General features: G+C 61.5%; 25 protein-coding genes. 4 read left to right on the top strand and 21 right to left on the bottom strand.

Translation table 11 applies throughout. The annotated features are described in order from the left end of the window. From NCR35_RS20505 to NCR35_RS29900, 3 genes are read left to right on the top strand one after another with little or no spacing between them, the layout of a single operon-like run. Positions 1 to 336 carry a hypothetical protein gene (locus NCR35_RS20505; RefSeq protein WP_029672532.1) on the top strand — a complete coding sequence of 112 codons (336 nt, stop codon included), beginning with the start codon at positions 1 to 3 and terminating at the stop codon, positions 334 to 336. A gap of 4 nt (positions 337 to 340) precedes the next feature. Continuing rightward, positions 341 to 1,249: a hypothetical protein gene (locus NCR35_RS20510; protein WP_033537022.1), complete on the top strand. Its 909-nt coding sequence runs from the start codon at positions 341 to 343 to the stop codon at positions 1,247 to 1,249. Beyond that, the gene (locus NCR35_RS29900) at positions 1,236 to 1,364 is read left to right on the top strand and encodes a hypothetical protein (RefSeq protein ID WP_255725350.1); all 129 of its coding nucleotides are present in this window, start codon (positions 1,236 to 1,238) and stop codon (positions 1,362 to 1,364) included. Before NCR35_RS20510 ends, NCR35_RS29900 begins: the two co-directional genes overlap by 14 nt. A gap of 77 nt (positions 1,365 to 1,441) precedes the next feature. Here the strand turns inward: NCR35_RS29900 and mobF are convergent, their stop codons facing one another. The 5 genes from mobF to NCR35_RS20535 are packed head-to-tail and all read right to left on the bottom strand — an operon-like array spanning position 1,442 to position 8,206. After that, the gene (gene mobF / locus NCR35_RS30030; RefSeq protein WP_051996575.1) at positions 1,442 to 4,984 is read right to left on the bottom strand and encodes a MobF family relaxase; all 3,543 of its coding nucleotides are present in this window, start codon (positions 4,982 to 4,984) and stop codon (positions 1,442 to 1,444) included. A 1-nt stretch (position 4,985) separates the two neighbouring features. Beyond that, a complete protein-coding gene (locus tag NCR35_RS20520; RefSeq protein WP_033537023.1) occupies positions 4,986 to 5,456 on the bottom strand; it encodes a hypothetical protein in 471 nt (156 codons plus the stop codon). Then, the gene (locus NCR35_RS20525; RefSeq protein WP_051996577.1) at positions 5,456 to 7,474 is read right to left on the bottom strand and encodes a type IV secretion system DNA-binding domain-containing protein; all 2,019 of its coding nucleotides are present in this window, start codon (positions 7,472 to 7,474) and stop codon (positions 5,456 to 5,458) included. The genes NCR35_RS20520 and NCR35_RS20525 overlap by 1 nt, the downstream gene beginning before the upstream one ends. Beyond that, positions 7,471 to 7,821, bottom strand: a complete 351-nt coding sequence (locus NCR35_RS20530) for a hypothetical protein (protein ID WP_033537024.1) — start codon at positions 7,819 to 7,821, stop codon at positions 7,471 to 7,473. Before NCR35_RS20530 ends, NCR35_RS20525 begins: the two co-directional genes overlap by 4 nt. 4 nt (positions 7,822 to 7,825) lie before the next feature. Further along, positions 7,826 to 8,206, bottom strand: a complete 381-nt coding sequence (locus NCR35_RS20535; protein ID WP_033537025.1) for a hypothetical protein — start codon at positions 8,204 to 8,206, stop codon at positions 7,826 to 7,828. 383 nt (positions 8,207 to 8,589) lie between these two features. On the opposite strand from NCR35_RS20535, the gene NCR35_RS20540 reads away from it, so the two are divergent. Continuing rightward, positions 8,590 to 8,916, top strand: coding sequence for a hypothetical protein (locus NCR35_RS20540; protein WP_144403810.1), 327 nt, complete (start codon positions 8,590 to 8,592; stop codon positions 8,914 to 8,916). Between the two features lie 732 nt (positions 8,917 to 9,648). On the opposite strand, the gene NCR35_RS20545 is transcribed toward NCR35_RS20540, so the two are convergent. The 16 genes from NCR35_RS20545 to NCR35_RS20620 all read right to left on the bottom strand — a co-directional run. Continuing rightward, on the bottom strand, positions 9,649 to 10,203 hold the full coding sequence (locus tag NCR35_RS20545; RefSeq protein ID WP_033537026.1) for a hypothetical protein: 555 nt from the start codon (positions 10,201 to 10,203) through the stop codon (positions 9,649 to 9,651). After that, complete coding sequence (locus NCR35_RS20550; RefSeq protein ID WP_033537027.1) at positions 10,200 to 10,496, bottom strand: hypothetical protein; 297 nt, start codon at positions 10,494 to 10,496, stop codon at positions 10,200 to 10,202. Before NCR35_RS20550 ends, NCR35_RS20545 begins: the two co-directional genes overlap by 4 nt. Positions 10,497 to 10,506: 10 nt before the next feature. Beyond that, positions 10,507 to 10,707, bottom strand: coding sequence for a hypothetical protein (locus NCR35_RS20555; protein ID WP_033537028.1), 201 nt, complete (start codon positions 10,705 to 10,707; stop codon positions 10,507 to 10,509). A 567-nt stretch (positions 10,708 to 11,274) separates the two neighbouring features. Then, on the bottom strand, positions 11,275 to 11,697 hold the full coding sequence (locus NCR35_RS20560; protein ID WP_144403811.1) for a hypothetical protein: 423 nt from the start codon (positions 11,695 to 11,697) through the stop codon (positions 11,275 to 11,277). After that, on the bottom strand, positions 11,682 to 12,104 hold the full coding sequence (locus NCR35_RS20565; RefSeq protein WP_233392132.1) for a phospholipase D-like domain-containing protein: 423 nt from the start codon (positions 12,102 to 12,104) through the stop codon (positions 11,682 to 11,684). Before NCR35_RS20565 ends, NCR35_RS20560 begins: the two co-directional genes overlap by 16 nt. A gap of 202 nt (positions 12,105 to 12,306) precedes the next feature. Next, positions 12,307 to 12,738 (bottom strand): hypothetical protein, encoded by a 432-nt coding sequence (locus NCR35_RS20570; protein WP_033537031.1) that lies wholly within the window; start codon positions 12,736 to 12,738, stop codon positions 12,307 to 12,309. A 5-nt stretch (positions 12,739 to 12,743) separates the two neighbouring features. Further along, positions 12,744 to 14,324, bottom strand: coding sequence for a DUF5710 domain-containing protein (locus NCR35_RS20575; protein WP_144403812.1), 1,581 nt, complete (start codon positions 14,322 to 14,324; stop codon positions 12,744 to 12,746). A 1,830-nt stretch (positions 14,325 to 16,154) separates the two neighbouring features. Then, the gene (locus NCR35_RS20580; protein WP_051996582.1) at positions 16,155 to 18,428 is read right to left on the bottom strand and encodes a ParB/RepB/Spo0J family partition protein; all 2,274 of its coding nucleotides are present in this window, start codon (positions 18,426 to 18,428) and stop codon (positions 16,155 to 16,157) included. A 617-nt stretch (positions 18,429 to 19,045) separates the two neighbouring features. Next, positions 19,046 to 19,432, bottom strand: a complete 387-nt coding sequence (locus NCR35_RS20585; RefSeq protein ID WP_033537032.1) for an SEN1984 family lipoprotein — start codon at positions 19,430 to 19,432, stop codon at positions 19,046 to 19,048. A 67-nt stretch (positions 19,433 to 19,499) separates the two neighbouring features. After that, positions 19,500 to 19,778, bottom strand: a complete 279-nt coding sequence (locus tag NCR35_RS20590; protein WP_033537033.1) for a hypothetical protein — start codon at positions 19,776 to 19,778, stop codon at positions 19,500 to 19,502. Positions 19,779 to 20,542: 764 nt separating this feature from the next. After that, on the bottom strand, positions 20,543 to 20,926 hold the full coding sequence (locus NCR35_RS20595; protein ID WP_250535776.1) for a hypothetical protein: 384 nt from the start codon (positions 20,924 to 20,926) through the stop codon (positions 20,543 to 20,545). A gap of 40 nt (positions 20,927 to 20,966) precedes the next feature. Beyond that, the gene (locus NCR35_RS20600) at positions 20,967 to 21,155 is read right to left on the bottom strand and encodes a hypothetical protein (RefSeq protein ID WP_033535946.1); all 189 of its coding nucleotides are present in this window, start codon (positions 21,153 to 21,155) and stop codon (positions 20,967 to 20,969) included. 1 nt (position 21,156) lies between these two features. Further along, the gene (locus tag NCR35_RS20605; RefSeq protein WP_033535945.1) at positions 21,157 to 21,510 is read right to left on the bottom strand and encodes a hypothetical protein; all 354 of its coding nucleotides are present in this window, start codon (positions 21,508 to 21,510) and stop codon (positions 21,157 to 21,159) included. Between the two features lie 847 nt (positions 21,511 to 22,357). Next, positions 22,358 to 22,660 carry a hypothetical protein gene (locus NCR35_RS20610; protein ID WP_033536650.1) on the bottom strand — a complete coding sequence of 101 codons (303 nt, stop codon included), beginning with the start codon at positions 22,658 to 22,660 and terminating at the stop codon, positions 22,358 to 22,360. Between the two features lie 28 nt (positions 22,661 to 22,688). Continuing rightward, a complete protein-coding gene (locus NCR35_RS20615; protein ID WP_033536651.1) occupies positions 22,689 to 23,501 on the bottom strand; it encodes a methyltransferase in 813 nt (270 codons plus the stop codon). A 58-nt stretch (positions 23,502 to 23,559) separates the two neighbouring features. Further along, the coding region (locus tag NCR35_RS20620) for a hypothetical protein (RefSeq protein ID WP_250535777.1) at positions 23,560 to 23,962 on the bottom strand (403 nt) is incomplete at its 5' end.

Here is a 23,962-nt window from a genome sequence, read left to right on the forward strand (position 1 = left end):
ATGGACACCCGTAAACCGGTCATCACCAAGATCTTTACCGCGCTCGGCGCAGTCGCATTGGTAGCGTCGCTCGCCTTTTCCGGCGTTACTTATCTTTCCAAGCGCTCGCTTGAAGTGCAGAACAAACAGCAGGCCGACAAGCTGACAAAGCTCGACGCGCAGGTCAAGACGCTGGACAAGCAGTACCGGGACGACGAGACGAAGCTCGCCTCACTGAGCGACCAGCTCGCGAAGCTGCTTCCTGAAAACAGCAGCCTGAAAGACAATGTCGGCGCTTTTGCCGAACAGGCGGCGGCATGCGAGAAGATCCGCCAAACGCTCAAACTCGGAGTCTGACTCAATGAAAAGGATGCTCAAAGCGCTTGTGCTCGCCACGGCGGCGGCCGGCGCGCCGCTCTGTAGCATGGCACAGCCGGTTGAACTCGATACTGACGCCGCCCATGTCATCGTCGTGCGGCCGGTCGATTCCTGGTCTGGCGACACCTCCGTGCAGCAGGACACGCTTGACGCAATCCGTGACCGTCAGGTCTCGTACGACATCATGCTGGACGGCACGCGCTACCGCGGAAGCCCACTGGTGCTTCAAGGCGTCAGCGACAATCCGGTGACGCTTGGAGCCCAGGCTGCACTGGCGGCACAGAAGACAACGCTGGTCCGCAAGTCTGCATATCTCTTCCACGTGGGGGACGCGACGACGCTCGCGCCCGACGACTACCCGAAGTTCGCCAAGGCGCAGCTCGATTACCGGCAACTGTTCGTACGTCGCGAGGGTGATCCCCGCTCGTTGCCCGCACGTGTGAGGGTCCGCAACATTGCGGGCGACGCATTGTCGATCGGTGCGCTCTTCATTCCGGTGCCTGGGCTCGGCACGGCAGCCGGCGCTCAGGTCATGGCGAATTCAGGTATTGCCGAGGATCTTGGCAATGTACCCCGGCCCGCACGCGCCGCATTGATCCCTGCTGTCCTGCCGGCGCTCGACACGAGTGCATACCGGCAGATCGACGTACGGCGCGTGGATTTCAGGCCCGACACTCCGGGCGAAATTGTGATCGCCTACAAGACAGAAAAAACGCCGCAGGCCGAACAGGATGCCCTCGTGAAAGCGATCGTCGCGCTCGCGGCGGCCGATACCACAGCCGATGCGGTGGATGCCGCACGGCAGACAGATTTCAAGGAGCGCGTCGCGATTTGGGACGCATGTGTAGCTGACGGTAAATGCCAAAAGGAGGCATCGAATGACAAGCAGTGAGGCAAAGAAGGAAACTTTCGGCCAGAAGATGGCAAAGAAAAACAGCTGGATTACCTGGGTGGCCTTTGCCGCCATCGCGGTAGCCGCGATCATCTCTCTGGCTCAGCACGCGTAGTGCGACGCCAAGTGAAAACGGCCCGCCTTGTCTAAGGCGGGCCGTTTTCTTTTGCGCGAGCGTATGGCTGCAGTCTGTCAGAGTTCCAGCACCTTCCCCTTCTCCTGTCCCTGCCGCTTGTCCTGGTCCGTCTGGCGTTCTGGCTGCGCGTGCGCATCGACCTCCCGCACCTGCTCCTTCGTCGCTGATCGGTCGCGCTTGTTTGTCTGCTTTTGCGCCGCGTTTGCTTGCTGCGACGTCGCCGCGTTGCGCGTAGCTGCCTCAAACTCGACGGCCGTTGTTTTACCGACCTCCTTGCCCGCGTTACGCAACATACCGTCGCGGTCTTCTGTGACGATCTCTGTATTGTCCCGTGCGCGCGATGCCGCGACGTAGGCAGCTTCGCGATTGAAAACCTTGGCACCCGTCACGCTGACAGCGATGATTTCGCGATCATTCGTCGCGCCCTGCTCCTTGTACGAGGTGTGCGCGTACGCGTGGTCGACGAACCGTATGTCGTCGTTCTTCAGATACGACTCTTTGCCGGTCCGCGTCCAGCGGACCTTTGCTCCCTGTTCGTCGATTTCGGTGATGACGCCGGGCGTGCCATTGTCGATCCGCTGCAGTTCCTGCGCTGGCAGGCGAATGATCGCGCGCGTCTCGATGCGATCGCCCACAGAGAACTTCCGGCCTTCCAGCACCGCAGGCGAGAAATAGTCCTGGCGCTGCGGATTGATCTCGATAGCTTTTCCCTGGGCGTTCACGGCGTGGATGCGATTCTTCTCGATGTCATACGATTTCACGTGCAGCACGTCGCCATTTTCGACACCGATTTCGCGATAGGTCTTGCGGTAAACGAGCACGTTCACCTTTTTCTCGCGCAACATGACGGCGTACCGCTGCTCCGCACCGGTCATCTTCGGATCGTCGAGATGTGGCTTGTGAAAATCCTGACCCGACACAAGCCCGTTTTCGGCAAGCTTCGCGTGGACAGCCTCGTTGATTGCTTTCCGGTCGCGGTTGGTAATCGCGACAACGCCAATCTTCGGATTTTCGACGCCGCGCGCTTCGAGCGCTTGCAGGTTCTCGAAATAGCGTTCGGCGACGGTCGTGGCCAGCTTGCCCTGGTCCACGGTCACGGTATCCAGCATCTCCACGGCCCGGCTGTAGTTTCCCGCCTTCATTTCGAGCAAGGCCTGTTGCGTGGGCGCAGTCGCATCGACGAAACGCCGCGTCTCCTCAAGCACCGAAACATTCATACCGGCGTTCTGAGCCTGCTCAAACGCGCGGCCGGCCGCCACGCTCCCATGCTGCTTGATGTCGCCCTGAAACACGACACGCGCGCCGATCTCTCGCGCGAGGTTAGAGATCTTCTCGGTGTCGAATGCACCGGTCAGCGACGACTCGTCCATCACGATCAGGGTCTTCTTGCCCTCAATGTTGCCGTATCTGCGAAGGTTGGCCAGCTCAGCCTGTTTGACCAGCAGCTCGCGCTGCAACTCGGCTCCGGGCCCCGGCCGCGTCTCGTAGAGCGTGTTCCGTGCAGCAATGGCCTCGACCGTTCCTACCTGTCCGAATGTCGAGAGTCTGCGTCCAAGCGATGCGGCAAGATCAAATGCGCCTGACTGAATACGCGCGCCGAAGGTCTCGCGCTCCTTCACTGCTTCGCCGGGCTGGGTCCGATGCCGCGCTGCAATGTCAGTCAGCACCGCGCCGATGGCGTTGCGCAGATTGTCGGGCGACTTGAAGACCTCCCCTCGCTGATGATCGAACGAATAACGGCTGGTGCCGAAATCGATATCGCTGCCTTTGACTGTCAGCCGGCGTGATTCCATACGCAGTGCGCCGGTATCCCGGATGTTCTCGCGCTTGTCCAGCGCGTCGCGCAGCTCCCCCAGGCGTGACTCGATCGTACGGATCTGCGTATCGCGCGCGGCGAAATAGGCAGCAACCGTGCTGCTCTTCATTCCGCTCGAGGCCTCCAGTTCTTTCGCTGCCGCCGCCGACGTCGCCACGCCAATGACGTCCCATCCCTTTGCCAGCGCCACGTCGTTGACCATTGCCAGCGCAGCAGTCTTGCCCGTTCCTGCCTCGCCCTGGATGCCCTGAAACGAGTCTGGATGCATGAGCACGTTCCGCGCCGCGTTGATCTGCTCGCCAGAAAGCTTGAATGGTTTGCCGGTCTTCTGTTCCTTCTTCTGCTCGAAAGCTTTGAGCGCAGCGTCGAACTCGGACTCGTTGCCCAGGATGATGTTTCCGCCGTCTCGCCCCGACTGGATGTTTTCGGCGAGTCGCATCTCACTATCGATCGCGCGGTGCGTCGTGTACAACAGTCTGCCGTCGTCGGTCGTGCCACGCTCGACCAGCATGTGATTGTCGATATGTCGCTGCACGGCTGCATCGACGTCGTCGATCATCCCGCGGCTAAATTTGACCGCTGCGATTTCGAGATCGGCCAGCTCGAACGACTGCTCTCGTTCAGTAAGGTGTTCGATGGCCCATGACACAGCGCGCATGGCGCCCAGGCTTGGCTCGCCCTCGACGCCCTCCCGGCCGCGCGACGAGCGCTGTGCATTGGCCGCCTCAGTGCCGTCTGTGGCGTCCCGACTTACCGACTGTTCGCTTCCATCCCGTCCGATATCCGCGCGCGGTCGATCCACGCCTGCGCCGCGGTCATGTGTCAACGGTGGCGTACGGTCCCGCGCAGACTGAACAATAGCCTCGACGTCCAGACCGGCCTTTCGCGCCGTCTCCTGCCAGATTTCCTGCAGCACCTCGCGCGGATGCTCCTGCTTGGCCGCCCGGCTGTCCAGCTTCGCAATTCGGCGAGCGTCGAAGCTCGCCTCGCCCGGATCTATGCCGCGCTTGAGCAACGCATCGCGTACCTGCGTCGCACGTGTGCTGTATGTGTCGACGTGTTCTCTGGTAAAGCCCTTGATCTCGAAGTCCACGCCGTTGGTGGCGTATTCCAGCTCGTACCCCAAGGTCTTCAAGGCGCCCGCAAGTTCGGCCTTGTAGATCACGTCGCCCTGCGCGCGCAGATTGTGCAGCATGTCATTCGTGAGGCTGCGCCAGACCTTCCGATTTTCGTCATAAACCGCCGAGACGATGACGTTATGGCTGTGAATCTGCGGCTCGTTCTCCCGGTTGGTCTCGTGAAGCACGCTCGCGTAAAGCAGATTGCCCGCGCGCTCCTGCCGATTCCGGCCGTTCTCATCTTTCACGCGAATGATCGATGCATGCTTTTCAAACCACTGCATTGTCCGTTCGTTCGCGACCAGATGGGCCGCAACAATCCGGTCATCCCTTCCGACGAGGCCGGCGATTGAAACGCTTTTTGGCGGTGCAACGGTGAAGTCGATTCCCGGCCGGCGGTTATCGCCTTTGCTGTTTTTCGCAAGGTCGACCACTTCGCCAGTCTCGGGGTTCACTAGCTTTCCGCTCAGGAAATTGACGAAGTCCTTCTTCTCGACCGCGTTGCCGCGAATGCCAAGAATTTCGGCGCCTCGCCCCTCCCAGCGGGCGGTTGCCTTTTCGTTGATGTAGTAGTTGTCCGCCTTCTGCCCGGCGTCCTGATTGAAGGATTTGTCGTGGTATCGCGCAGCGTCGCCGACGCTTTTGATTGGCTCCTTCGAGATCACGTCAGGTCCCTCCGGCGCCGTAGAAAGCGCTCGCCGTAAAACCTGTTTCGCCGGTCTGCAGCCTGATCGATACCTTCACCGGCTCATTTACGAGGGTTGCGTGATGCTCGTAAGCGCCCGGACCAATGACAAGCGTGCGCACGGTCTGGTGGTTCGCCTGCAGGTAGACGCGCAAACTTGGATACAACGCCGTCGGCTCGCTGCTCGCCAGCGTCAGACCGATCGTCGCAAAACCCTGAGCTGCTGTTATCACGCGCAAATCGGACACGGCGACGTTGGCGATGATCTGGTCGTGCCCAAGAAATTTCACCTCGCGGATGCCAGCCAGTTCCGCATCTTGCAGCGCCGGCATGCCGGCATTACCCGAATACCAATCGGCGGCCACTCCGCGGATTTGCGGGAAAAATGCCCATGCGAGCGCGATGCCGATTACCGCGAACGTGACGGTCCAACGAATGAAAAGCCCTTTCATCAAAACAGCCCCCCTTCGTCATTGCTGTTCTCGTTGAGGTCACCATCCGCTCCCTCGGCGAGCGCTTCCTCGTGATGATTCTCTGCTGGCATGATCTCGCCCGTTTCAAGATCGGTCACAACCCATTTGCCGGTCCGTTCGATCGCGTCTTTCGCTGCGGCAGCTTTTTCCGCTTCGACCCGCTTCGCTTCAGCTTCCGCGCGAACGCTCGCGAGAGCGTCCTGCCCCTCCGCGACCACAATTTTGAATCTCGGGTCACGTGGCGGGTCATCCTGACGCGCGGCAAGTCGATTAACGCGAGCCCACGGTCGATACCACGCCGGCAGCCAGTGACGGTAATTGACGAGTGTCGCGGGATAGTCACCCGGCACCTGAACGTAGGCCATGCAGTTTTTCAGCTTGCCAATCTTGTCGGGCATCACCAGCCATTTTTCCTGTTGCCCCTGATTCAGCGATCCGCCGTCCCGCCAGTCGCTCACCGCCAGAGCCTGCCCGTTGGAGACGACTTCCATGTCCATCCGGCCGAGGCGTCTTGCCATGCGATCCCGCATCTCTGGCTCGTTCGCCCGCAGCATTACGGACGTGTTAAAGCAGTTCATCAGCGTCTTCGCCCGTTCATGCCCGATCGACGTGATGTACTGAGTGTCCGCCTGAATCCCGGTCGCCACGCACACGCCATATTTGCGATGCGTCGCCTGCGTCTCATCAAGCTTGATGTCGCCAAGAACATGCACCTCGTCGAGGAAGTACCAGTAACGGTCGTAGTGGCAGATCTCGCGTTTGGCGGCGATGATGCCAAAGGAGATCGCAAGCAAAAGCCGGTAAAGCGGTGCGAACATCGCTTTGGTGTCGTCCGTGCTAACGATAAAAAATCGCGCATCGTCGTCAGCTTCGAAAAACTGGCGCAACGTCCATTCGCCGTCCTGGACCGCCGCTATCCCGTCGAGATAGATCGCGATGGAGCTGATGACACCCTGGCGCTGCCCTTTCGAATCGCCGCCGACCGCCGAACTTGCAACCGACTCCTGAATCAGCAGTTCGAGCTCATCCTCCGGCATGCTCAAAATAGCCTCTGCGATCGTCCGCGTGTAGACAGCACCGCGTTGGCGTAGCCGCAAAGTCATGACGGAGAACAGCGCGCGGGCAGCGTCTTCAAAGAACGCACTTGCGCCGTGCACAACTCCTGCCTTCGGCGGCAGAAAGGCGTGCGCCAAGGTGTTTGAGTCGTAGGTGTTCTGCAGCTCCTTGAAGATAGACCAAGGCACCGAGCCCAGCATGGACGGGTTGAAAAAATAGTCCTTTCCCGGACGGAAGTAGGCTCTGAAATACTCGCCGCTCTGGTCATAGATGATGCACTTGCGCTTGCGCTGAAAGACCTGCTGCATGAGGTCATGGATAGCCAGCGACTTCCCGGTGCCCTGCGCGCCCATGAACTGAATACCCTGCATGGGTGCCGATTTCGGCAGAGCGACATCCAGTACAGTGTAGGGACCGGCTTCCTCCTTTCTAACGAGACGCGAAAGCTCTTTCGGCTCGACCAGCTCCTCGACCCCATCGACCCGCCTGTTCTCGCGGGCACGCTTGCCGAGACGGCTAAGCGACCACCAGACAGACAGATATCCGAGCAGGCCGCACAGCATGCTGGAAAGCATGACATAGCCAAAGACGGTCACAGGCCGCGAGATGGAGGTCGTCACACTGCGGTATTGGGCAGCGGTTAGCAACTGCACCGGGTCCCCACTGGACTTGATCACGGTCAGAATCTGCTCCTGACCCGCGTCGTCCCGGATTCGCCATTTACGGGGCGTGTCCTGTTTGACCAAGTGCGACACGATATTGAGCTTGACGATATCGACATCGCGAGGCGAAAGGCATGACATCCAGAGCACAATGGGAACGATCAGCCCGGGGACCGCACCCGCCCACAGCGACATTGACACCGCATGGATGGTCAACTTCATCCGGGTCAGAAAGAGCGCACGACCGGCACCCGCGTCGGAAATGATCTTCTCGCTCATGTTGCATTCCCCACATGTTGCACACCCAGTTCGGACACACTCAACAGCCGATACCCCGCGGCGTCATGCGGCAAAAGGGTAAGCAGGGAATCCGCGCGTGCGCCGAAACTGTCTCGCCAGCTACGGTCTGGCATACGCAGGAAATCGCACGCCCTGACGCGGCCATCAGGTTCGACAAACACGATCTCGCAGGCACCCGGCAGCTCGTCACCGACCCGCTTGTATTCGAAGTGAAGCATCGTGCAGGCGCCGTCTTCGGAGGCGTAGGTACGACATGAGGCGTGATACTCGCCTTCCTCCAGCTGCTCTTGACGGTTGACGGACTCGATGTCGATAGGAAGAAACATGGCGTCAATCCCCGTTGAAGGTCCCGTTGTCGTATGCGCGGTCGATGAACTTTCCTTGCTTGATCGCTTCCCGGATATGCCCTCTCACCTGATCCTTCACGCTGTCTGGCATCGTGCTGGCGAGTCCCGGAGGGATTGCGGAGGACGCGAGCGCCCCGGCCGCGAGAATGCAGAGTTTGGTAACCGCTTCCTGCAGATCTGTTACCTGAGCTTGTAGCGTCTGATTGGTCTCCAACAGGACCTCGTGCATGCGGTCGTAGCCGGAGATTGCGTCGCGCAGGTAGAGGCGAGCCAGCGTGTTGTGAGTGATCTTGCGCTTCTTCGCCTCCTGTTTTAGATGCTCGTATTCGTCCCATTCAACGCGGAAATGAATTGACGGCTTCACGGTATCTGGTCTCTCTCGCTTGAGGTTGATTGATCGGCAAGTGGTGCAATTTGCACCACTATGTATCTCTCTGATTTCATGCGCGATTTTACATCTTTATTTCTTTCATGGAAAGAACTGATTATAATTTTTGGTGCGCAAAAAGAACCGCCAAATCATGAGCTTGCGACGGTTTTGACGTGTGCACGGTACGTGCGTCATGTCTGTGCTTTCTGAGGGGCGGTTTTGATTTTTCCTGCTGCCTCGGAATACGGGGAAAAGGCATGCCCCTGCAGCGTCGGGGGATTCCGGGGAATTGATTTTTGGGCGTGAGAAAGCGATGATGCACCGGCGCACGCTACTACGGAATCCCCCGACTACAACCTCACTATGGGATGAGCATCATGAGCAAGCAAGACGTAACTGAGAAGAAACCGCGTGGACGTCGGCCGGCGTTGTCTACCGCTGAGAAAATCGCCGACATGGAGAAGCAACTTGCAGCGCTTAGGGAACAGGCGAGGCGCGAAGAGAGAGAGAACGTCGAGAAGAACCGTAAGGCGATTTTCGATCTGTTCAAATCCGAGCGACTGGATGTGATCAGCGTCGACGAGTGGAAGAAGGTTGTCCCGCAGGTCAAGGCGCTTCTCGGCGTGCAAGCCTCGGGCGAAAGCCCGGCGCGCACGCCGGATAGCGCCAAGGAAGCAAGCCCAGCGCAGGCGCAGGCGGCTTAGCGCTTTCCACAAATCCACGGCACCGGACGGACGGCCGCGATTGATATAAATCGCAAGAGCCGTCCGCCGCGGGAGTTTTCCACAACGGGGTTTGTTGTGGAAAACTCGGTACCGCGGGGTGCGGTGGAGCTTGTGGGAAACGTGCGGTGTAAGAACCGCGGCGGTGAGCGGCGACGGCGGCCAAGGGCAAGTGTGGGACGATAGTCCCGCGCGACCCCTGGTCGCCGTTTCCATTTTCAGGGGCTTCCTGACCGATGACGAGGGTACGAGTTAATCGGTTAGGCTGGATTAAGTGAATGCTGGACCGGCACGGGCCAGCACCGGTTCAAATGCGAGAGTCCGGCCAAAATGAGAGCGGCGTTTAGGTCGGCGACGTCTCCATCAGGATGACGTGCCGTGCGCTAGGCGAAGGGACGCGGAGCGTTCCGTAGCGTGGAGTCGCGAGAGGCGGCATTGCATGGCAATGCGCCGCGAGCGGCCACTCGTACGGTAGATCCGGCGAGCGGCGCGTGAGCGCCGGTAGCCGGATCGGACGGACCTATTTTGAGCAAGTCATTGCTCAAAATCGCGAGTGCTGTGCCCGGCGCGGGCGGGGTGGATTCGGCGCGCAGCGCAGAAGCCGGCCCGCCCGCGCCGACCGCGGAAATTGCAGTCACCCCCACCTGTGAATGTTTTTCGCATGCGCAACTTTGCCCGCCGTGCATCGCACGACGGGTGCGCCTCCGTAGTCCGCTATTCGTGATTACCGCAAGGGCAACACCAGGGATCAATCCCCGTCAGTGAGCACCCTCCGGACTCCTCGATCTCATCCTGCATCGCCTGACATTCCTCCGGCGTGGCGTAGCCCTTGCCCTTGGCAATCTCCAGGGCGAGGTCTCGGAAGGGCACTTCGAGCGCGTCCAGAAAGTCGTCCACGTTCTGTGAAAACCGCTTTACGAACAGTTCGTATGAGAGTCCGCATCCACGCCTTGCCGTGTCGGCCATCGCCGTTAGCTCGGAGTCGATACCTTCCCGGGTGCGCCGCTTTTCTCGCCGCTCCCTTACCGCCTCGAACGCCTCGATGTACGCGTTGCGAAGCGGCTGAACATCGGCGAGAAGTGCCGGACATTGCACATCACAATCGTCACTCCCGGCGACATCACCACAACGCTTTGCGTAGTTGAGCGCCCAGAAAAGCCGGTCTTTGGCGTCCCTGTCATCGCCAGCAACCACGCTAACGCGGTGCAGCGCCCATTGCGTGCGAGCGTCGAGTGCGGTCGAAAATGTGCTTTTCTGCGTATCTGTCATTGCGTCACCTTGTTAGCGTTGAGGGCGGCCTCGATAAGGTCGTGGATAGTCGGGAGCGCGGCTCTCGCTCGTTCATTCCAACCTGCAGTCCATTTGCCGACCAGCGCGGGAACGTCCGACACCAGGTTGGGCCTGCTAACACCTTCGGTGTGGCTTGCCCGTCCGCTCTCCATCGCCATAATCTGTGCCTCGGCGCGGTAAGCGTCCGCGGCCTTCGAATCGCCTGCAATCACTGCGACGACGTGAAGTGCCCATGCGGCGCGAGCTTCAAGCGCAAACGAATAGCTGCTCACGGTGCCTCCCTTAAATGGCCATCGGGGACCAGTTACCGGGCGTGTGCTGGTAGAGCGTCACGCGCTTGGGCTGGCCGTCGATCACGGTTTCGAGACGCACGGCGCGCACGTCATCCTCCTCACGACGCCAGCGGTACATCACGCGGATTTCTGCGTTCAGGTCGCAGCCGAGAAAGAAAGCTGCGATGCGGCGAAGAAGATTCGATTTCATGTGCGCTCCGTTCGGTTTAAGGGGTTCAGGCTGACCGGGACCCTAGATTCCGAGTCCCTTCGTAGGGTTTGTTTTTGCCCGACCGGCAGCTGCTACCGTGCTGCCGCCAGTCCCCTGAGTTCGTCGTCCCGGCGACAAAGGAGCCCGTAGCCGCGAACGGACAAGGGCGTGCCCGGAGGCCGCATGCGGAGCGCAGCCGCAGGCGAGCACCGAACGGGCGAGGACACGGCGAAGCGAACCCTTGGCCGGGCGCGGCGGAGGGCTACTGTCGCGAAAAGGGACGGCGGACTCAGGGGACTGGCGACGGCGTGTCTGCGCGAGAGGGTAAAAACGCCGCGCGGCGAGCGCCCTTCATGCGGCCGCAGGCCGCATCACTTCGGGAAGTTGGATGTCCAGAAGGGACTCGTCCCTTCTGGTCGGCGTCAGCCGAAAGGCAAGCGATGAAAGCCCGAAGGGGCGAGACCCGGGACGGGGCTCGATGACCGGCTCGCGCAGCGTGCCGGGCACGCCGTAGCGGTTTCCGGGCTCTGCCCGGAAATGCCCCTGCAGCTGGTGCTATGACTTGAACTACGACGGCCGATACGCAGCGAAGTGCCGACTGGCCGCTTTCCGCTGCCGAAGCGGGAAGGCGTCGAGATGACGGGCGGCGGACGCAATCGTGGGCATGACGGTATCCCACATTTCCCGGTCAGGCTCGTCGCCGGCGCAATGTTGCTCGAGGAGGGTATTCAGTAGCCGCACGACCAGGCTGAGGTGAGATCTCGTGTGCGGGTCGATCCTCGACGCGTCGTCGGCCAGCAGCAACCGCCATGCGCGGACATGCTCGCCAAGCGTCGACCATTGGGAGGCGCGAACCGGCAAAGAAGACCTGACGCGCCCCGACAGCAGCTCGCCAATGCTCACAGCGATGTGCAGCGCGCCGAGCACACGAATACGGCCGTCGTCGCAATGCGGCGCCTGACGCGACGACTCCATCAGAATGGGTGACATTGTTCGAGCCTCGTCTGAAAATGCCGTTCAAAGCCGGCTGCACTGTCGACGTCGTTCCATTCAATGACCGCGTTCTCGCTGTTCTCGCGTGCGCCGGCAGCCGTGTAATTGATGCTTCCCGTCTGCACACTGCGACCGTCCAGCACCATCGCCTTATCGTGCGAAATTCTGTAGGCGTCGATCGCGCACACTCTTACACCTGCGTTTTCAAGGTAACCGAGCCCTTGCCGGATGTAGCCACTGCGGTCGTTAGCGATACTCTCGCCGTAGTCGACCACGACAGCGACCTGGACACCGGATCGCGCCTTGGCGGCGAGAGCTTGCAGCAGCGGGCGATACGTCATCACGTACGACAGGACATGTATCGACCGTTTGGCGGAATAGACGCCGTACATCACAAGGTCCATTCCGTGATCCTCGGGTGAGAACGCGAACCAGTTGACCCGCTGGGACGGAACGCTCGCGGTATGTGTCGCCCGTGCAGCCTCAAGCTGCGAGGACCAGGGCGATGACCGGGCGGGCGCACTGAAAGCAACACAGCCAAAGACGACCGCGGCCGCAGTAATGCAACGACGCATGATGATTCCCGTAGCGGATGATGTTTATGAATTACTGAACGCCTCGCGGGCTACCGGCGTGGAGGCTCACCATCACTTGCGTGTGAAGCCGGTCCGCAGGCGTGACTACGTACACCTGGGCGATGTCGCCCACTGCATAACGTGAAATGACGGGAGCCCCGTTCTCGATGGCGAGATGGTTTGCTGCGCACTCGTCGGGGGACATTTCTGACCAGTCTCCGATCGCATGCCGAACCACGAATTCGATCTCTGCGCGATGAAACTTTGCAAGTTGCGCGCGCTCGCTGTCCGCCACGCGGACCGTTCCTGTCTGGAGGATCGGGTTCAGCGGCAAACCTCGCAACACGTCGCCCCGGAAATCGACCATGTAGCATTGCCACTCCGGACGCACTTCCTCGGAAAACTTCAGCGCCTGAACCTGTTGTTCAAGGGTGAGCTGGTGGTAGTAGTAGAGATGTGCCATAGGGATCAGGCGCGTTCGGTAACAGCCGCGTCCGCAGTGATGTGAAACGGCAGGACGCTCTGGACGAGTTCCGTGACGCGCGCGCGCCCTTCGGATACGTCCAGGTCGTTGAAGTCGGTCGGCCGGCGTTGGAGCGATACAAAGAACGGTGTCACGACGCGGCCGGCCGCGAGACGGGCCGCGTCCGTGGCCGCTTCGACGCCGGTGTTGCGGGTCGTTACGCGGACGTGCGGCTTATCCGGCACAACGAGGTCGAGCGTCACGCTCCTGACCACGCCCGCGACGCTTTCCAGCGAGAGACGGTATTTACCAAGCCGTGTCTGGTGCCACTTGCCGTCTGCATAGGTGGCGCGGATCTCGACCTCCCGCGTTGCCCCATCGGCGCCGGCGACCACGCGAACCGAAACCGGCTTCGCATCGGGTGAGCCGCCAATCTCCGCGATTCTGGCCAGCGCGTTGTCGAGAAAGAACTGGTCGTTGTCCGCGCAGATGACCTTGGGCTGTGACGGCGGCAGCAACGGCGTGATCTGCCGAACGACCTCGACCAGATTGCCCGCATCGAAAGCGATCACCACGGGCAGTCCGGTCGCTTCGTGCAGCGACGCACCTGTCGCATAACCCTCCGCGAACAGCACCGCAGGCGCGGCCGCAAGGTCGCGCGTGCGCCGCACGCCAATGGGATGGAACGCCCCCTTCTTGCGGGCATCGCGCACGAACATCTTGAAGCCGTCCGGGCCGATCGCCTGAGCCGTAAGCAGTCGGTCCTCTGCATCGCGGCCGGGAATCACGAGATATGTGGCATTGCTACGTTTCAGGACGCTTGGGTCTTTCGCGTTTAACAGCTCTGCCAGATTGTGCTTCGATGCGTGTGCAACGCGCAATCCGTACGCGCCGACGCCCTTCTTGTCCAGATAAGGATGCGGGTGCTGTTCCGCCCTCGGCAACATGGTGAGGATTTTCAGGGAGCGTTGCGCGACAAGTTCCTGAGCGCGGCGCAGGGCTGCTTCGCGCGCGGCCTGCCGTTCCCGACTTTGCGCCTCGAGCGCGGCGCGCTGCTCACGCGTGAGCTTGCCTGCCCGATACCACCACGCGCCCGACGCGCCAACGAAGTTACGGATGTAGCCATGCGGTACTCCGTCAAGTTCGATGATGTAGCCGCCATGCGATCGCGGGCCAGACTTCGTCATGACCATCGCACAGTGCCATTCGCCGTCCGCATACAGCGTGTCAGGCACAATGAGGCCGTAGCTTCGCATCGCCTCGGCAAAGTCGGCAAGGACGTCCGTCCGGTCGATACCGGCAGCGTTCAACGCGGCATCATCCACGACCCACGCTGCGAAAGGTGTCGTATCTGCGGTGGCGGGCAACCAGCAAAGGCGAAGCTCGTGGTCCCATTCTGCGCCCATCGCGCGCGCCTTCGGGATGTCCTTAGTCGGCACCGCAAGGAATATGCGGCCGCCAGGGCGCGTGGTCGGTGGCCGGAGGGGCGCGGCAGCGCCGCGCCGTGCCTGTTGAATAGCTCCCGGCGAGCGCGGGGGCATGCGATCCTGAAAACGCTTAGAGCGCGTGGCCATGACTGGATTCATGATGTGTGGCTGCTCCCGGATGCGATCTGTTGCGACCCGTTGACTTCGAATACCTCGCACTCCTGCGCCTGCTTGTCGTCTGGGAAGATTGGCCCGGTACGGGGCAGGTCCGCGTGCATGAGATAGGCTGGCAACGGGGCATCGCAACCGCCCCATCTGTAGTCGCCTGCCCTGCACCAGTGTCTGCATCCCCCACATACGCGTTCGTCGTCTTTATCCATCGCCCCTCCTGCCGGGTGTCGCTGACCGGGCCCCTAGATTTGGAGTCCCGGCGTCCGTGTTTTGCCGAGACGGCCGCACTTGCCGAAGCTGCCGCCGTTCCCCTGAGTTCATCGTCCCGCGGCCGGTTGTGGTTCGCCGCGGCGGATGTCAAGGAGAAGAGCGCGGGGTGTTGGGGCGGGCGGTCGCGCAGCGACAACACGGCCCCGCGCGCCTTGACGGACGCCAAGACGAACCTATGGTCGCGAGGTTGGACGTGAACGGGTGGGAACGGCCATTGACGGGTTGTGACGTCGAGGTAGAACGCCGCGCGGCGAGCGCCTTTCGCGCCAACGGCGCGACACGACAGCGCGTCCTCAAGGACGAAGAGCGAAGCGGAAAAAAAACCCCGCGTGAGCGGGGCGTAAAACATGCTGCCATTCCGAGGGCCATATGCAGCATGCTGAGAGACCGTACCAGCGATGGTGAGCTTTTCCGGGAGCGAGGCGACCGGACGGCGAGGCGCTGGCAGCCCCGACCGCAGGGAGAGGGGCGAGACTCCGCAGGAGGCTCGACGCATAGCCCGCGTCTTTTGCGGGCGTAGCGCAACATAGCCGGTCTTTGCGGAGCAAAGACGCCCCAATAAATTGGGCTTACTCCTTTCCATCGTCGTCGACCATAACTGACCAGCGACTAACTGCACGGCGACTGGATCGCTCCCTGAGGCTTATCACGATTCGCCATGCCAATGCGATGCAAAATACGACAAACGATAATCCTGCATATCCGACGAGCGCGCGTTTGACGACATACCAGCTCGCACTGCTCGGAGCACAATCTGAAGGAAATGAAACACTCAGTAAGCCACCGACAGACGAACTGCAAAAGCGAACTGCGGATACTACTGCTGGAGCGACCATCCATACAAGCGCACTCAGCGTCAGCAGAATAATCGACCCAACAAAAAATTCAGTTGCGACGGAAAACGTCACAACGCGATCGACATGATTCGGCGTGACTGCCGCCGTTGCGGCCGCAGCTCGGCCCGTGGACACCCTTGCTGCAATGAATCCAAAAACGATCGACGTGAGCATGGCCCCGGCACACTTCAGTTCTGGTTCGTGTTCTGCCGTGGCCCTATGGTATTGCCGATCATGGGTTGAGCGACCATACCTGAAGGAGGTTCGACAGAGATTGACGTGATCGGGGCGACTCTGTTCCCGAAGCGTAGCCTTAGACGACGCGTGTCTGCTGCCGCGCAAGCGGCGAGCATGGCACGCGTTTTCTGGCTTTTGGTTTTTTGCTTCAAGTGGTCTCCGCGGCTACCTTGATGGTCCTGCAAAGCAGGGCCACAATTTAATTTTACTCAGTTCTGCAACTGAGCACAATTATATTATGAAAATGCTTGCGGCCCGAGGGAGGGAGTTCCAAGGGGGAACCGGAACGGGGTTCCTCCTTGGTCGGCGAAGCCGAGTGTCCCTTGTCGCCCAGCGGTCCGAACGATGAGCGCCGGAGGCGCGAAGAGGAAGGATCGTGAGGCGCCGTTTGGCCGGGCGAAGTTACCCACAGAAAAAAAACCCCGCTCAAGGCGGGGCGAAAAAGGTCCGAAGACCCGAGGGAGAAACTGGACGGTCAGGCCGCCTGCCGCATTCCACGCAGTGCTTGCGGATTGGTCGTCGGGAACGGCCAGGCGATCGCTGGCGAAGTCGGCTTGCGGGGCCCATCATCACGGTCGGACTTGCGCGCGCTCACTTCTGCCGGAACGGTTCCGAAATCGGCCGCCTTCGGGAACGGCCACGGTGCCGCATCCGCGTGCTGAGGGCCTTCGGACGCTGCGGAGTCGTCGCACTCTCCGGCGTCGAGCGTGACGTCGTCGCACTCGTCGTCCGCATCGTCGTCGTCATCACCGTAGAACCGTACTTCTGCGACCTGGGCTGCGGCCATGAATTCGGGCAACCAGTCCTTGCCTTGCAGCAGCTTCTCGGCTGCCTGCGCTGCTTCGCCCTTCTTCATCTTGGCGAGCCGCGCCCCTTCTTCCTTCGAGACGACCTCGCTCACGACTGCAACGATGCGATCCTTGGACACATGATCGAGGTAGCTTGCTCGCGTCGGTTGCCAGTAGGCGGACAGGTTCAGGCTCAGAGCGCCCGCCAGAGCATTTACCGCGCTCGGGCCCTCCTCGCGCGAGACGCCGTTGATGCTCAGCGACGTGCAGACAGCCAGCAAGTTCAACAGGCGGTCCTGCGGCTGCTCCAACAGCCAGCCGAACAGCAGGTTGGGATTTTTCGGAATCTGAGCGCGCCATGAGTCCACGTAGGCGCGAAGGCCCGAAGCGTGCTCGGTCTGCTCCAAGTCCGGTGCCGACCGGGCCAGTTCGTAAGTCACTTCGCGCGCGCTGATCTGCGCGACGCTCAGTCGGTCGAGGCTACTACCCGTGTAGAGATATTCGAGCGCAAGCTTGTGAACAGTCGCCACCAGTGCGACCTGCGGATTCTGTGAGAGAGCGGACTGCACAGCAGCCGTCCGGTGCGCCGTCAGGTTCAGCAGCAGCTTTTCGGAGTGAACGCCCTTCTCTTTTTTGGTCAGGCTGTGCGGAACAGCGACGCCGTTGTCCTCCATCATCGCGCGTGCTTCGGCGCGATCTTCGCGACGAACGAGGCCACGCACGACCTCCAGTTCGCCGTGGTAACCAACGGCCACGACAGCGCCGCTGACCTTCATCTGTTCGGCCGTGAAATTGCCTTCCCTTTCGTCCATTTCATCAATGGCTTGCGACACCTTGTCGAATTCGTCGCTCAGGGCTTGCCACGCTTCGTCGCTGAGGTAGGCCTCGTCGCCTTCGTCAGCATTCTCGTGCGCATCCAGCTTGTCCGAGATTTCCCCGGACCGCTTTTCAAGTTCGTCGTAACGCGCCTGTTCGTCAGCGGTCAGGGGTACGGGTTCTGCGTCCAGTTGGGTGAACTGGTTGCGGTCGCTGTAGTCGAACTTCGGTCGGGCCTCGACCCATGCCCATCCTTGCGCCTTGATGGCTTCGACCTCGCTGGCGACCTTTGCATCGAACAGCCGGTTCAGGACGTCGCGGTTGACGATAAAGCCATCGTCGCGCTCGGCAAAGAGATCACGTTCCACGATTCCACCAGCAGCCTCGTAGGCCTCCACCGTGACGAACTTGACCATCCGGTCGCCAAGCGTCAGCTTGTCGCCTTTCAGCACAGCGCGCAGTTCGTGCGGCTGCTGTGACCACGAATGTTTCGCGCCGAACCATGCGGCTTCCTGTCGTTCATGGTCATCGGTCATGGCGAGGGCCTTGATCTGGTCAAGGTCCATTTCGTCGGTAGCGAACAGGTCGAACAGCTTGGGCGACACGTTCGCCAGCTTCAGATAGCCCGCGACGGTCTTAGGCGTTACCTTGAACACAGCGGCGATGAACTCGGGGCTGCGACCTTCATCCGCGAGCGCCTTATAGGCGATAAACTGGTCTGCCGGGTGCGGTGGCACGCGCAGGTCGTTCTCCGATGCACTGGCGAGAATCGCCTCGGCCTCAGTGATGACGATGCAGCGCACCGGAAAATCCTCGCTGATGTGGCCGCGCTCGACGTTGAGAAGCAAAGCCTGTCGGCGCGTTTCTCCTGCATCCACGCCATACGTCTGCGCCCTTTTTGCGGACACCTTCATCGGGTGGACGACCAGATTTTGCAGGAGGTTGACTGCGAGGATATTGTCCGCGATTGCCTCGATGCTCGCCGGGTCACGCTTGGTCTTGCGCTGGTTGTACGGCGAGGCGACCAGACGCTTGAGCGGAATCAGCACCTCTGCCGAGCCTGCCTTGAGTGCGTTCGGCAGTTCTGCGGTCGTCGTGTTCTCGTTCGCGGTCTGGTTGGTGTCGTGGGCGTTCACGGTTTGCATGGCAGTTCCTCAATGAAGGTTGAAGGTGTGACGGGACCGCCGGGCCCCTAGATTCTGAGTCCCGGCGTAAGCCGTTCTGTTGAGTCGGCGGCTTGCGCTTTGCAGCTGCCGCCGTTCCCCTGAGTTCGTCGTCCCGCGACGAAAGGAGCGAGGGCCGACGCCGGGTCAAGGATTGACGCGTGGGGTGGGTGCGGGATGGAGCGATAGCGACTGACACGGCCCCACGCGCCTTGACGCGGCAAAGGCTCGAGCTACAGTCGCGGGAAGTGGACGACGGACCAGGGGACGGCAGGTGTTGGCAGCTGCTGGCCGTCGACGAGGCAGAACGCCCCGCGCGGCGAGCGCGCTATCTGAGCACTGCGACGAGAGGAGCGGTGCGAAGCTGGAGGGGATGGCCCGCGCCGGGGCAAGCTGCGGGACGCAGCGCGCCCCAAGAGCGGCTGGTTCCGGAAACTGGCCCGCGACGAGGCGGCTTGCATGCCGGTCTGCAGGGCAGGCCGGCGGGCAAGGTGCAGCGGGCCGGCTCGATCGCAGCTGTGACACCGCGCACGCGCAAACGAAAAAAAACCCGCCGGTCGGCGGGCTTCACGCGGCACGTATGCGGGTGTCAGTGTCCATCAGCCGATCAGCCCGCCTTTCACCTCGTCAACGGAGTCAGTGAAAGTGTATTTCTTCACACGGCCAGCGTCGTCGAAAAGGATGAGAAGCTGCTTTTTGTGAACGTCGGCGCCACGCGCGAACATCGAAACGATCGGCACGAAGTTGATCGCCTTCGGCGTGGCACGCGCGTAGCTGTACGTCCACTGCTCGACGCTGTTCTCGTTGTAGGTCACCTTCGATGGCGAGCCCAGCGCGTGCAGGACCTCACTCTTGGTCGTCTTCCCTTCATCGATTTGCGCGCTGATGCTGTCGGCGCTCTGCTCCCTCATGGCCATGTTGCCCGCACTGGTTGCGCAGCCCGATACGAGGATGGTGACCACAACTGCAACAAGAATCGACTTCATGATTAAGGCTCCTGATTAAGTGAAAGAGAAAAGCAGATAAGTCACATTCCCGGCTGCTGCGCTACCGCTATTGAAGCAACGCGGTTACATCTCCAGCGTCCTCGACAACATAGGCACCGATGCGGCCGCCCTTGATGCGCCATGCTTTCGCCGTGCAGCCCGCCTTGATCGGCCCGAACAGTTCGACAAAGCACTGCGCGACCTCCTCGACGGTTTCACACGCGGGCGGATCGTATCGGTACTCCACGCGAGTCATACCGAGCGCATCCGGTGCCGAATACACCTCGATCCTGTGATAGTTACCAGCGGCGATTGCCTGCGCAATCGAGCGACCTGCTTCGACCATGAAAAGGCCCTCCTGTTGGGTGTTACGCTGACCGGGACCCTAGATTCCGAGTCCCGGCGTAGAAGTTGTTCTGCCGAGTTGGCGGGCTGCGCTTCGCAGCTGCCGCCGTTCCCCTGAGTTCGTCGTCCCGCGACGATTCGTGCGAGGACCGGCGACGCGTCAAGGAATCAAGCGCGGGGTGGGTGCGGGATGGAGCGCAGCGACTGACACGGCCCCGCGCGCCTTGACGCGGCAAAGGCCTGAGCTAAGGTCGCGGGAACTGGACGGCGAACCAGGGGAACGGTGGGTGTCGGCAGCAGCAGCTCACGCACGAGGCAGGACGCCCCGCGTGGCGAGCGCGCTATCCGAGCGGTGCGACGTCAGGAGCGCCGCGAGGCTGGAGGGGATGGCTCGCGCCGGGGCGAGTCCGCGGGACGCGGCGTGGCCCCAAGAGCGGAGTCGTCCGGTCACCGGGCCGCGAGATCGCAGCTTGCGTGACGGGCTGCGCAGCGGACCGGCACGCAGGGTGCAGCGGCACGGCTCGATAGCGGCGCGCGGCCCAGTAACCGGCAGGGCTGCGACATCTAGTCGCCGGTGTACAGCTGTTCCAGCACGCGATCGGATTCCGGGCGGCTCTCCCAAAGGGCGTCCATGTGCGCCAGGGCGAGGCTTCGGGTCATCGCGTTGTGGACCGTTACGCCGTCGCAGACCACGTCAAAGCTCTGACAGAGGCGACCGTTCGGCGCTCGTCTGGTGACTGGATGGATTGAGAGCTGCATAGATCCTCAGTTGGTAGGGCTGGTGTCCGGCAGGGACAAGCGTCCGGTGTCGTACATGCGCAGCATGGTCAGCAGATATTCGGGGTCGGCGGGCCATCTGCATTGTTGCCAGTACGCGTGCAAGGCGCTGCGAACAGGTGCCCGATATCCGCGCAGGCGGCCGCGAGCTTTGCGCCACTGCGTCGCGCGACGCGAGCGGTCCGCAGCCGTCTGCCGGTCCCACTGCTCGCGTCGCCCCTTCATTTCCTCATCGGCGCCGATCTGCTCGGCGGCGATTTGGTCGGCGAAGAGCGGAAAGGCTTCACGCTCCAGGCGCTGTTTGCGCGCGAACGCGGCGCGCTTACGCGGCGTGTCGGTGAATTCGTAACGTCCATATCGCTTGAATCGCATTTTTGTGGTGGGTGAGCGATCCGCTCACCCTTCCTTTTCGTTACTGGTTAGCTGCAGCGAGTGCGGCGCGCACGTGCCGCGTGATCGCACGCTGCGCGCCTGCATACGTGTTGCGACGCTGCAGCGTGAATCCGCCGTCGGCATACATGATCTGAGTCTGGATGGTCTCGACGCCGTCCTGATAGGCCAGGTGAATGTAGTGCCCTTTGTAGCCGATGGTATGGAACATGTCAGGCCTCGACCGTGACCGGAAATCCTGCTGTGGCGAGTTCAGCGCGCGCCTCGTCGTCCCAGCTCGCGGGCGAATCCGACTCGCAGCGGTAGGCATACTCCAATGCCTTTTCGCGTGCTTCCTCCGTCAACAGGCCGGTGACCTTTACCGCCACTTCGCGGTAGGTGCCGAAGTCGTGCGCGTTACTCTTGATGAAAAGGCCAACGCCTTCCGGCGGCTCGCCCATTGCGCGCTTGATCTGGTTGATGAATGCGCGGCACTCGGCGCGGCTGCACTCCGGGTAATTGGATTCACCGACCTGCGCGCACTGCTCATCGCAGGGAGCGGAACCAATCTCGATCGTTTCGACCATTGCAAAATCCTCCAGTAAGGGGTGTGGTAACGGGATTCAGCACTCGGGGAGGCCACACAGACAGCAGTAACCCGCGTCGCTTTCCTCATTGACGGTCCACTCGTGCGGACACACGAATTGCTCGATCGTTGAACATCCAATCGATGCGTCGTCGCAGTTGATCCACTTCAGCACGTAGCGCGCGGGAATCAACGGATGCTTTGTGCGGAGTCGCTGATACTCCTGCGCAACCGACGCAAATTCGGATAACTGTGAAAAAGTACGCATGCGGTTCTCCTTTGCTGACCGGGACCCTAGATTCCGAGTCCCGGCGTAAAAGTTGTTCTGCCGAGTTGACGGGCTGCGCTTCGCAGCTGCCGCCGTTCCCCTGAGTTCGTCGTCCCGCGACGATTCGTGCGAGGGCCGGCGACGCGTCAAGGAATCAAGCGCGGGGTGGGTGCGGGATGGAGCGCAGCGACTGACACGGCCCCGCGCGCCTTGACGCGGCAAAGGCCTGAGCTAAGGTCGCGGGTACTGGACGGCGAACCAGGGGAACGGCAGGTGTCGGCAGCAGCAGCTCACGCACGAGGCAGGACGCCCCGCGCGGCGAGCGCGCTATCCGAGCGGTGCGACGTCAGGAGCGCTGCGAGGCTGGAGGGGATGGCTCGCGCCGGGGCAAGTCCGCGGGACGCGGCGCGGCCCCAAGAGCGGAGTCGTCCGGTCACCGGGCCGCGATAACGCAGCTTGCGTGACGGGCTGCGCAGCGGACCGGCGCGCAGGGTGCAGCGGTCCGGCTCGATAGCAGCGCGCTGCAGCGCACGTGAAAACGCCGGCTCGCGGCCGGCGTTCATATCGGCGGTGACGTTGGCTAGTGCACCAGTCCTGCGGCCTTCAATGCTTTCGGCAACCAGCGCTTGGCCCGTTCGTTGCCGGGATGGAGTGAGATATTGCGGGTCGAACCGTCGACATATTCACGGTCGCCGTCCGCGGTGATGCAGCTGCATCCGCGTTGCGGGACCGCGCCGATGTAGTCACGCCTGAGGCGGTGGACCAGCTCGCTGAACGTGTGGGGTTCGTCCTGCCAGTCGAAGCCGGTTTCCTCGGCCTCGCCCTGCTCTGCGCTGTCGTCAGTGACAACCTCGTAGGTCTGGTGAAATGTCATCGGTGTCATAGGGGCACTCTCGTTATCTGGTTGGGGATCACGCAGCAGCGGCAAACAGATCAAGTTGCGTTGTCGGCACCGCGATAGACTCGGCGCGCGTCTGCGCGAGCGGGCTGGTCTGCTCGAACTGCTCAAAATCGCATACAACGATTTCGCAGGTCGGCGCGACACCGTGCCACTGCTCCCGGTACATCGCCGTATCGATGCCGCAATTCGGCTCCAGGAGGATTCCCGTCTGCTCCATGAATCGACGGCAGTCGTCACTTTCGCGCACGTCGTAGCGACGCGAGCCGCTGTACACGAACGGGGCCGACGATTGGGGCACGATGAAAACGCCAGTGTCTGCAATACGCGATGCAAGCTCGATCACCTTGTATTCAAAGGTGCTGCCGGTATATCGACCCTCGAAGCCGTGCGCCTTCACGCGGTTGCCAAAGGGCGGATTGCTAATCGCCACGTCGAAGCCGTCAAAATCCTTAAACCAGTCCCCGAAAACATCAGCGTGAATCCACGTCGCGTCCGGCACCAGCTTCCGGCCCACGCGCACATATTCCGCGCACTGCTCCACACACACGACCTGCCGCGCCCTGTTCTCGCACCAATAGGCAAGCGACCCGATGCCCGCGCAGAGATCGACGATCGTATTGCAACGCTCCGGCACCTCCACGGCGAAATCCCGAGCAAGACCCCAAGGGGTGAAAAAAGCGCCCAGCGCTGCATTGTTGCTGCTCGCGCCTTCCTGATAGTGCTCGAACACAAACAGGCGCTCATCGTCTGTCAGGCGGCGCTCAAGCGCAATCAGTTGCTCAACTTCCTGCATTTTCTTGGTCTGTGCGCGGCTCAGCTTCATGTCGTAATCCTTAGTTTCTGCGTTTCTCTGTGGACGATTGAACTGTGTCGGGTGCGTCTCAGTCGCCTATGCCTGTGCGGCGGGCGCTGGCGAGTCCAAAAAAGCCGTTCGCGCCGAGAATGTCGGCGGCCTTGTTGGCAAGCACGCCCAGATGCGGGCCGCTTGGATAGTCGCAGTACCATTCGCCAAGCAGGCAGAAGGAGACCGGCTCACGCGGGCGTTCGAAATCAGCGCACAGGTGCGTGCCTTTCGCCGGGCCCGTGAAGACCGAGCCATTCACTTCGATCCGGTCGAACCTATACGGAAAAGCTCCGCGCACGTAATCGCTTGCCGTCTTCACATCAAACATCGCAATCCCCCTTGCTGACCGGGGCCCTAGATTCCGAGTCCCGGCGTAAAAGTTGTTCTGCCGAGTTGGCGGGCTGCGCTTCGCAGCTGCCGCCGTTCCCCTGAGTTCGTCG

It is taken from the genome of Caballeronia sp. AZ10_KS36 (assembly GCF_023631105.1).
Classification (GTDB): Bacteria; Pseudomonadota; Gammaproteobacteria; order Burkholderiales; family Burkholderiaceae; genus Caballeronia.